8 protein-coding genes and 2 pseudogenes are annotated in these 8,537 nt (G+C 68.8%); all 10 read left to right on the top strand.

Annotated features, from left to right (window positions below):
- A partial coding sequence (gene flhF, locus DCO49_RS18500; RefSeq protein WP_116865242.1) for a flagellar biosynthesis protein FlhF occupies positions 1 to 1,014 on the top strand: 1,014 nt, incomplete at its 5' end.
- On the top strand, positions 1,001 to 1,888 hold the full coding sequence (locus tag DCO49_RS18495; RefSeq protein WP_116865241.1) for a MinD/ParA family protein: 888 nt from the start codon (positions 1,001 to 1,003) through the stop codon (positions 1,886 to 1,888). The genes flhF and DCO49_RS18495, both read left to right, overlap by 14 nt.
- Positions 1,885 to 2,628: an RNA polymerase sigma factor FliA gene (locus DCO49_RS18490; RefSeq protein ID WP_108768785.1), complete on the top strand. Its 744-nt coding sequence runs from the start codon at positions 1,885 to 1,887 to the stop codon at positions 2,626 to 2,628. Before DCO49_RS18495 ends, DCO49_RS18490 begins: the two co-directional genes overlap by 4 nt.
- 57 nt (positions 2,629 to 2,685) lie before the next feature.
- A complete protein-coding gene (cheY, locus tag DCO49_RS18485; RefSeq protein ID WP_006365466.1) occupies positions 2,686 to 3,078 on the top strand; it encodes a chemotaxis response regulator CheY in 393 nt (130 codons plus the stop codon).
- Positions 3,078 to 3,683 (top strand): protein phosphatase CheZ, encoded by a 606-nt coding sequence (locus tag DCO49_RS18480; protein ID WP_108768784.1) that lies wholly within the window; start codon positions 3,078 to 3,080, stop codon positions 3,681 to 3,683. Before cheY ends, DCO49_RS18480 begins: the two co-directional genes overlap by 1 nt.
- Positions 3,684 to 3,685: 2 nt before the next feature.
- Positions 3,686 to 5,521: a chemotaxis protein CheA gene (locus tag DCO49_RS18475; RefSeq protein WP_116865240.1), complete on the top strand. Its 1,836-nt coding sequence runs from the start codon at positions 3,686 to 3,688 to the stop codon at positions 5,519 to 5,521.
- Between the two features lie 103 nt (positions 5,522 to 5,624).
- On the top strand, positions 5,625 to 6,365 hold the full coding sequence (locus tag DCO49_RS18470) for a flagellar motor protein (RefSeq protein WP_116865239.1): 741 nt from the start codon (positions 5,625 to 5,627) through the stop codon (positions 6,363 to 6,365).
- 1 nt (position 6,366) lies between these two features.
- Positions 6,367 to 7,245, top strand: a pseudogene (motD, locus tag DCO49_RS18465) (flagellar motor protein MotD); the annotation flags it as partial.
- A 148-nt stretch (positions 7,246 to 7,393) separates the two neighbouring features.
- Positions 7,394 to 8,176, top strand: a complete 783-nt coding sequence (locus tag DCO49_RS18460; protein ID WP_116865237.1) for a ParA family protein — start codon at positions 7,394 to 7,396, stop codon at positions 8,174 to 8,176.
- A pseudogene (locus DCO49_RS18455) lies at positions 8,173 to 8,537 on the top strand (chemotaxis protein CheW); the annotation flags it as partial. The gene DCO49_RS18460 and the pseudogene DCO49_RS18455, both read left to right, overlap by 4 nt.

Here is an 8,537-nt window from a genome sequence, read left to right as displayed (position 1 = left end):
GCGGAAATGCCCGCCAACGATATGGCGCCGCTGGCCGACGCCCTGCCGACCCCGGCACCCGCGCCGCAGCTGGCTCCGGCCCCGGCGCTGACGATGGTCGCCGCCGATGACGGCGAGATCCGCCAGCTGCGCCACGAGGTGGCCGGTATGCGCCAGGTCATCGAGCGCGAGATGAACCGCTTCACCGATGAGCGCCTGCGTGGCAGCGCGGTGCGCGCCACCGCCCTGGACCTGATGGACGAGTACGGCTTCGACGCGGGCCTGTCGCGCGACGTGGCCATGCAGATCCCGCTGGAGACCGAGGCCCACCGCGGCCGTGGCCTGATGCTGGGGCTGATCTCGCGCAAGCTGCCGATCGCCCCGGTCGACCCGCTGGAAGAAGGCGGCGTGATCGCCCTGGTCGGCCCGACCGGTGCCGGCAAAACCACCACCATCGCCAAGCTGGCCTCGCGCTTCGCCGAGAAGCACGCCCCGCGTGACGTCGCCCTGGTGACCACCGACACGATGCGCGTCGGCGCCCGCGAGCAGCTGTACGGCTACGGCCGCCAGCTCGGCATCGCCGTCCACGAGGCCAACAGCGGCACCGACCTGGACCAGCTGCTGGAGCGCCTGCAGGACTACAAGCTGGTGCTGATCGACACCGCCGGCCTGGGCCCGCGCGACCGTGCCCTGGCCGCCCAGCTGCAGTGGCTGCGGGCCGCCCGCCAGGTGCGCACCCTGCTGGTGCTGCCGGCCAACACCAGCTTCGGTGACATGGACGAGGTCGTCCGCCGCTTCGGCGCGGCCAACCTGCAGGGCCTGGTGCTGAGCAAGCTGGACGAGACCGGCCGCTTCGGCAACGCCCTCTCGGTGGCCGTCGACCACGCCCTGCCGATCACCTGGGTGACCGATGGACAGGACGTCCCGGAGGACCTGCACCGGGCCAGTGCAGCCAATCTCGTACTTCGCCTTGAAGATTTGCGCCGAGCGGCCGATATGCCCTGCAACCCGGAGTTGAACCATGCCGTCGCGTGAGTACGCCAAGCTGACCAATACCTTCCCGCTGTCGGCGACCCGCAGCGCGCCGCTCGGCCCTGTCCGCACCATCGCAGTGAGCGGCGGCAAGGGCGGCGTGGGCAAAACGAACGTATCGGCCAACCTCGCCGTGGCGCTGGCGGGCATGGGCAAACGCACCCTGCTGCTGGACGCCGACCTGGGGCTGGCCAACATCGACGTCATCCTCGGCCTGAACCCCAAGTTCACCCTGGCCGACCTGGTGGCCGGCCGCTGCAGCCTGGACGAGGTGATCATCGAGGGCCCCAACGGGGTCCTGGTGGTCCCGGCCGCCTCGGGCCGCCGGCACATGGCCGAACTGGCCCCGGCCGAGCACGTCGGCCTGGTCAACGTGTTCTCCGAGCTGGAACGTGATCTGGACATCATGGTGGTGGACACAGCCGCTGGCATCACCGACGGCGTGCTGACCTTCTGCCAGGCCGCGCAGGACACCGTGGTGGTGGTCTGTGATGAGCCGGCCTCGATCACCGACGCCTATGCGCTGATCAAGGTGCTCTCGCGCGAACGTGGCGTGGACCGCATCCAGGTGGTGGCCAACATGGTGCGCGACCCCAACGAGGGCCGCGTGCTGTATGAAAAGCTGACCCGCGTCTGCGAGAAGTTCCTCGCCGATGTCTCGCTGAACTACCTGGGCTGCGTGCCGCAGGATGACTGGCTGCGCCTGTCGGTGCAGCGCCAGCAGCCGGTGGTCAAGGCCTACCCGTCCAGCCCGGCCGCGCTGGCGATCACCGAGATCGCCCGCCGTACCGCCCGCTGGCAGGCGCCGACCGAACCGCGTGGCGGCGTCGAGTTCTTCCTCGAACGCATCCTCAAGCAGCGTGGGGTGACCGTATGAAAGGTGCAGCCCAGTACAAGGAAGTCCAGCGCGCCAGCGCGACCGACGTCATCGCCCAGCACTCCGATCTGGTGCGGCGCATCGCTCACCACCTGGCCGCACGCCTGCCGGCCAGCGTCGAGGTGGACGACCTGATCCAGGCCGGCATGATGGGCTTGATCGAAGCCTCGCGCAGCTATGACGCCGATCAGGGCGCCTCGTTCGAGACCTACGCCTCGATCCGCATCCGTGGCTCGATGATCGACGAGATCCGCCGTGGCGACTGGGTGCCGCGCTCGGTGCACCGCCGTGCCCGCGACGCCGCCGCCACCATCCGCCGGCTGGAGCAGAGCAGCGGCCGCGCCGCCAGCGCCACCGAAGTGGCCGCGGCGATGGACATGCCCCTGCCCGAGTACCTGCGCCTGATGGAAGACGCCTCGCGTGGCCAGGTGCTGAGCCTGGAATCGCGCATCGAGGACCAGGGCGAGCTGGACACGGTCGCCCAGGGCGGCCCGACGCCGCAGCAGGTGCTGGAACGCGGCGAATTCGGCCGCGAGCTGGGCAAGGCGATCGGCCACCTGCCCGAGCGCGAACAGCTCGTGCTGTCGCTCTACTACGAGCAGGAGCTGAACCTGAAGGAGATCGGCGCGGTGCTAGGCGTTAGCGAGTCGCGGGTCTGCCAGATCCACGGCCAGGCCGTGCTGCGACTGCGCGGCAGGCTGAAGGTCTTCGAGGCGGCCGACGCCGGCCTCGAGCAATGAACATGCGCGAGGCGGCTGCCCCCGGCCGCCCGCAGTGAACAACAAAGGAACTCTGCTTTGAACAAGAACATGCGCATCCTGATCGTTGACGATTTCTCGACCATGCGTCGCATCGTCAAGAACCTGCTGGGCGATCTGGGCTTCACCAACACCGCAGAAGCCGAGGACGGACATGCCGCGCTGTCGTTGCTGCAGAGCCAGCCGTTCGATTTCGTGGTCACCGACTGGAACATGCCGGTGATGACCGGCATCGAGCTGCTCAAGGCGATCCGCGCCGATGCCAAGCTGAAGACGTTGCCAGTGCTGATGGTGACCGCCGAAGCCAAGCGTGAGCAGATCATCGAAGCGGCCCAGAGCGGCGTCAACGGCTACATCATCAAGCCATTTACCGCGCAGACCCTGGAAGAGAAGCTCGGCAAGATCTTCGAACGCCTGGCAGCGAGCGCCTGATGGACGCCCAGGTCGACAGAAGCGCCCTCGCCCTGCGCCTGCAGGAGGCCCTGGATGCATTGGAGTCGGGTGACGAGACCGCCTGGCGCCAGCGCATCGACAGCCTGGTGGCCGCGCGCACCCAGCCGATGATGAGCGGCCTTTCACGGCTGGCCCGCGAGCTGGGCCAGGCACTGGGCGAACTGCCGACCGTGCCCGACGAGGCCGGCGAGCTGGACGATGCCTGCGCACGCCTGGACCACGTGGTGGCGATGACCGAACAGGCCACCCACCGCACCCTGGACCTGGCCGAGGAATGCCGCGCCCTGACCGAACAGCTGCGTGCAGATGGCCTGCAGCCGGGCCAGGGCGAACAGCTTGAGCGCATCCGCCACAACCTGACCGAGATCGCCCTTACCCAGAGCTACCAGGACCTGACCGGGCAGATCATCCGTCGCGTGGTCGGCATCGTCCGCCGCGTGCACGAAGGCTTCGGCGCGCTCGGCCTGCCGCCGGAACAGCATCGCACCGACCCGGAACTAGCCGGGCCGGCACTGAAGGGACTGGACCGCCACGCGGTCTCGCAGAACGACGCCGACGACCTGCTGTCGGATCTGGGGCTGTAAGCATGAGCGCGGTTGCCGACGACATCACTGCCGATTTCATCATCGAGGCCCAGGAAATCCTGGATCGCCTGGGCGAACAGCTGGTGTCGCTGGAACAGGCACCGCAGGACAACGACCAGCTCAATGCGGTCTTCCGTGGTTACCACACGCTGAAGGGTGGCGCCGGCTTCCTCGGCATCACCGCCATGGTCGAGCTGTGCCATGCGGCGGAAGAAGCGCTGGGCGCCGCGCGTGCCGGCCAGGCCGTGCTGCAGGCCCATCACTTCGATGCCGCCCAGCAGTCGCTGGACTACCTGCAGTCGATGCTCGACGCGGTGTCGTCCGGCACTGAACCCGGCTATGCGCCGCCGGAACTGATCGCCCAGTTCGACGTGCACGGTGGTGCGAGCCCCGCCACGGGCGCCGCCACGGCGGCCGCGCCGGCTGCTGCCGGCGGCGACCTGATCACCGACGACGAGTTCGAAGCGCTGCTCGACCAGCTGCACGGCGGCAACGCCCCGACTGCGGTCGCACCGCCGAAGAAGGCCGACGACGGCCTGATCAGCGAAGACGAGTTCGAAGCCCTGCTCGACCAGCTGCATGGCGGTGCCGTGCCCGGCGCCAAGCCGGTGGCTGCGGTACCGGTCGCGGCCCCGCCGGCACCGGCACCTGCGCCGCGTGCGGCGGCCAAGCCGGCGGCGAACAAGCCGGTGGCCGAAGCGGAACACACCGTGCGCGTGGATACCAAGCGCTTGGACGCCATCGTCAACCTGATCGGCGAACTGGTACTGTCACGGAACCGGCTCAAGACCCTGCGCACCCGCCTGCGCGACGAAGAGCTGGACCGCGCCGTGTCGACGCTGGACATCGCCACCGCGCGCCTGCAGTCGGCGGTCATGCGCACCCGCATGCAGCCGGTCGGCAAGGTGTTCTCGCGCTTCCCGAAGGTGGCCCGCGACGTCGCGCGTTCGCTGCAGAAGGAAGTGGACCTGGAGCTGATCGGCGCCGAGACCGAACTGGACCGCAACCTGGTCGAAGCGCTGGCCGACCCGCTGGTGCACCTGGTGCGCAACGCCATCGACCACGGCGTGGAAATGCCCGACCTGCGCGAAGCCCAGGGCAAGCCACGGATGGGCCATGTGCGCCTGTCGGCGCAGCAGGAAGGCGACTACGTCAGCATCGAAGTACAGGACGACGGTGCCGGCATCGATCCGGAAAAGCTGCGCGCCAAGGCACGCGAGAAGGGCCTGATCGATCCGGAAGCCGCCGCCCGACTGAGCAGCGAGGAATGCCTGCACCTGGTGTTCCTGCCGGGCTTCTCGACCAAGCAGCAGGTCACCGATATTTCCGGCCGCGGCGTCGGCATGGACGTGGTGCAGTCGCGCATCCGTGAACTGAGCGGCCAGATCCAGATCCAGTCCGAACTGGGCCGTGGCAGCCGCTTCCTGATCCGCGTGCCGCTCACCCTGGCCATCCTGCCGACCCTGCTGGTGCAGGCCGGCGAGGATGTCTACGCCCTGCCGCTGGCCCGCGTGATGGAAGTGCTGCACGCGCCGCGCACTTCGCTGGGCTGGTTCGATGGCCGCGCGGTGCTGGACCGCCGCTCGCACACCCTGCCGCTGGTCGACCTGCGCCAATGGCTGGATGTGACGCCGGCCGCCTCCACCCTGCTGACCATCGTGGTGCTGCAGGCCGGTGAAGCGCGCTTCGGCCTGGTCGTGGACCAGGTGCGCGGCCGCGAGGAAGTGGTGATCAAGCCACTGCCCAAGGCCCTGCGCGGCCTGCGCGGTTACGCTGGTGCAACCTTGATCGGCGATGGTCGCATGGCCCTGATCCTGGACGTGGACGGCCTGCGCTGACCCCCCCGCCGGGCCCTGCCCGGCGACCCGAAAACTGTGACTACCGTCTGTACACGATCTACCGGTGTCTCAAGTCCCATTCACACAAGCCGATACCGGACCCATGGATAGACTCAGCCTCATTGGACTCTTTCTCGCCCTGGCCTCGCTGGTCGGCGGCAGCATCCTGAAAGGCGCCGGCCTGGCTTCGTTGTGGTCGCCTGCCGCCTTCGTGATCGTGATCGTCGGCACCGTCGCGTCCATCCTTCTGCACACCGCCCCGGCGGTGTTCAAGCACGCCTTCAAGATCGTGCGCTGGGTCGTGCGCCCGCCACACAGCGACCGCCATGAACTGATCAAGCAGATCGTCGAGTGGAGCAACATCGCCCGCCGCCAGGGCCTGCTGGGCCTGGAATCGCAGGTGGAAGCACAGCGCGACCCGTTCCTGCGCAAGGGCCTGCAGCTGCTGGTCGATGGCGTGGAGCCGGAATCGATCCGGCACATGCTGGAAATCGAACTGAGCGGCCAGGAACACCAGGACCAGGCCGCGGCCAAGGTCTTCGAGGCCATGGGCATCTATGCACCGACCCTGGGCATCATCGGCGCCGTGCTGGGCCTGATCGCGGTGATGAAGAACCTGGCCGACCCCAGCAAGCTGGGCCACGGCATCGCCGCCGCGTTCACCGCCACCATCTACGGCATCGCTTCGGCCAACCTGCTGTTCCTGCCCATCGCCGCCAAGCTGAAGGGCGTGATCGCGCACAACACCTGCGACCGCGAGATGGTCATCGAAGGCCTGATCTCGATCGCCCAGGGCGAAAACCCGCGCAACATCGAAACCAACCTCACCGGCTTCCTGCACTGACATGGCCCGCCGCAAGCACCACGAAGAGCACGCCAACCACGAAGCATGGGCCATCCCCTATGCCGACCTGATGACGTTGCTGCTCGCCTTCTTTGTGGTCATGTATGCCATTTCCTCGGTCAACGAGGGCAAGTACCGGATCATGGCCGATGCCCTGACTGATGCGTTTGGCGGCGCACCGCGCACCATCAACCCGGTGCAGGTGGGCAACAGGCAGGTGCAGGGTGGCGGCTGGGACAGCCCGTCGGTCATCAAGTCCGGCACCAAGATCGGCCCGTCCGCGCCCGCACCGTCGCACGATCCCACCCTGCTGCCATCGATGGCTTCGCAGATGCGCATGCCGGTGTCGGTGCACAACCAGGAACAGATCGCACGTGCCGAGCGCCAGCTCAACAGCATCGCCGACCGCCTGACCGCCGCACTGTCGCCGCTGATCGACCGCGGCATGATCAGCGTGCGCCGCACCGAGTTGTGGATCGAAGTCGAGATCAACAGCGACATCCTGTTCCCCACCGGCTCGGCCGCGCTGGACGTGCACGCACGGCAGACCTTGGCCAGCCTGGCCGAAGTGCTGCGTGACGTGCCCAACAGCGTGCGCGTGGAAGGCCACACCGACGACGTGCCGATTGCCACCGCGACCTTCCCGTCCAACTGGGAGCTCTCGGCCGGTCGCGCCGCCAGCGTGGTGCATCTGTTCGCCGACCAAGGCGTGCAGCCCTCGCGGCTGGCCATGGTCGGCTACGGCCAGTTCCGCCCGCGCGATGCCAATGACAGCGCGCAGGGCCGCAACCGCAACCGGCGGGTGATGGTCATCATCCTGGCCGACACCAGCCATGCCGTCGATCCGCTGGGCGATCGCCTGAATGCCGCTGCAGGTGGCGGCAGCGCCGCCGCCGGCGCGACCACCGAAGCTGCTGCAACATCGCGCAGCGCCCCCGTTTCCCCCATCGCACCGGTGCAGTTGCCGCCGGTGCCGGCTGGCAGCCGCGTCGGCGCCGCCGTTCCCCCGGCAATGAAGGAGTAACCCGATGCGCATCTGGGCAGTCGCCAACCAGAAGGGTGGAGTCGGCAAGACCACCACCACCCTCGCCCTCGGTCGCGGCCTGGCCGCACAGGGCCACCGCGTGCTGTTGATCGACCTGGACCCGCACGCCTCGCTCACCCGCGCCTTCGGCGTGCCGGTCGAGCCGGCGCCGGCCGGCGTGCTGGAACTGTTCGGCGCACCGCCGGCCGAGCTGTCCACGCTGAGCCACCCCAGCAGCATCGGCGGCCTGGACTACGTGTGCGCGCAGGCCTCGCTGGCCACCCTGGAACGGCGCAGCGCCAACCAGCCCGGACTTGGCCTGGCGCTGCAGAATGCGCTGGCCCGCCACCACGGCCAGCACGACTACATCCTGCTGGACTGCGCGCCCACCCTCGGCCTGCTGATGATCAACGCGCTGGCCGCAGCCGACCGCCTGATCATTCCGACCCAGGCCGAGCCGCTGGCCCTGCACGGCCTGGACGGCATGGTGCGCACCGGCGAGATGGTCGAGCGCTCGCGCCGCCGTCCGCTGCCGATCTCGATCCTGCCGACGCTGTTCGACCGCCGCACCCGTGCCGGCAACGAATCGCTGCGCACCATGCAGGACCGCCATGGCACCCGCGTGTGGGAAGACGCGATCCCGATCGATACCCGCATCAGCAACGCCGCCGGCCTGACCCTGCCCAGCGTGGGCGAGGACTATCCGGGCCGCGGCCTGGCTGCCTATCGCCGTGCGCTGAACTGGATCGTCGGCGAAGACGCGCGTGCCCTGGAGCAGGCAGCATGAACACCCCCGGCGTGCTGGACGACTATCTGGACGAGCTGCTGGGCGAGGCCATCGCCGTCGCCGCGCCCGAGCGCGAACCCACTTGGGACGACCTGCCGGCCGAGGTCATCTACGAGACCGGCGACGCGCCCGTTGCCAGCGCTGCGGACGACGCCGCGCTGGAAGCCGCCTTCGAAGCCGCCGTGGTTGCGGCACCCGAACGCGATCCCACCTGGGACGACCTGCCGGCCGAGGTCATCTACGAGACCGGCGACGCGCCCGCTGCCAGCGCTGCGGACGACGCCGCGCTGGAAGCCGCCTTCGAAGCCGCCGTCGTTGCGGCGCCCGAACGCGAACCCACTTGGGATGACCTGCCCGCCGA

The organism is Stenotrophomonas sp. SPM (genome assembly GCF_003105135.1).
Lineage (GTDB): Bacteria > Pseudomonadota > Gammaproteobacteria > Xanthomonadales > Xanthomonadaceae > Stenotrophomonas.
Note: the sequence above shows the minus strand (reverse complement) of the source record. Positions and strands in the feature narration are given on the sequence as shown.

Coding starts and splice junctions, on each gene's coding strand:
- DCO49_RS18495 (WP_116865241.1), top strand. CDS start 1,001: ATGCCGTCGCGTGAGTACGCCAAGCTGACCAATACCTTCCCGCTGTCG.
- DCO49_RS18475 (WP_116865240.1), top strand. CDS start 3,686: ATGAGCGCGGTTGCCGACGACATCACTGCCGATTTCATCATCGAGGCC.
- DCO49_RS18490 (WP_108768785.1), top strand. CDS start 1,885: ATGAAAGGTGCAGCCCAGTACAAGGAAGTCCAGCGCGCCAGCGCGACC.
- DCO49_RS18460 (WP_116865237.1), top strand. CDS start 7,394: ATGCGCATCTGGGCAGTCGCCAACCAGAAGGGTGGAGTCGGCAAGACC.
- DCO49_RS18480 (WP_108768784.1), top strand. CDS start 3,078: ATGGACGCCCAGGTCGACAGAAGCGCCCTCGCCCTGCGCCTGCAGGAG.
- DCO49_RS18470 (WP_116865239.1), top strand. CDS start 5,625: ATGGATAGACTCAGCCTCATTGGACTCTTTCTCGCCCTGGCCTCGCTG.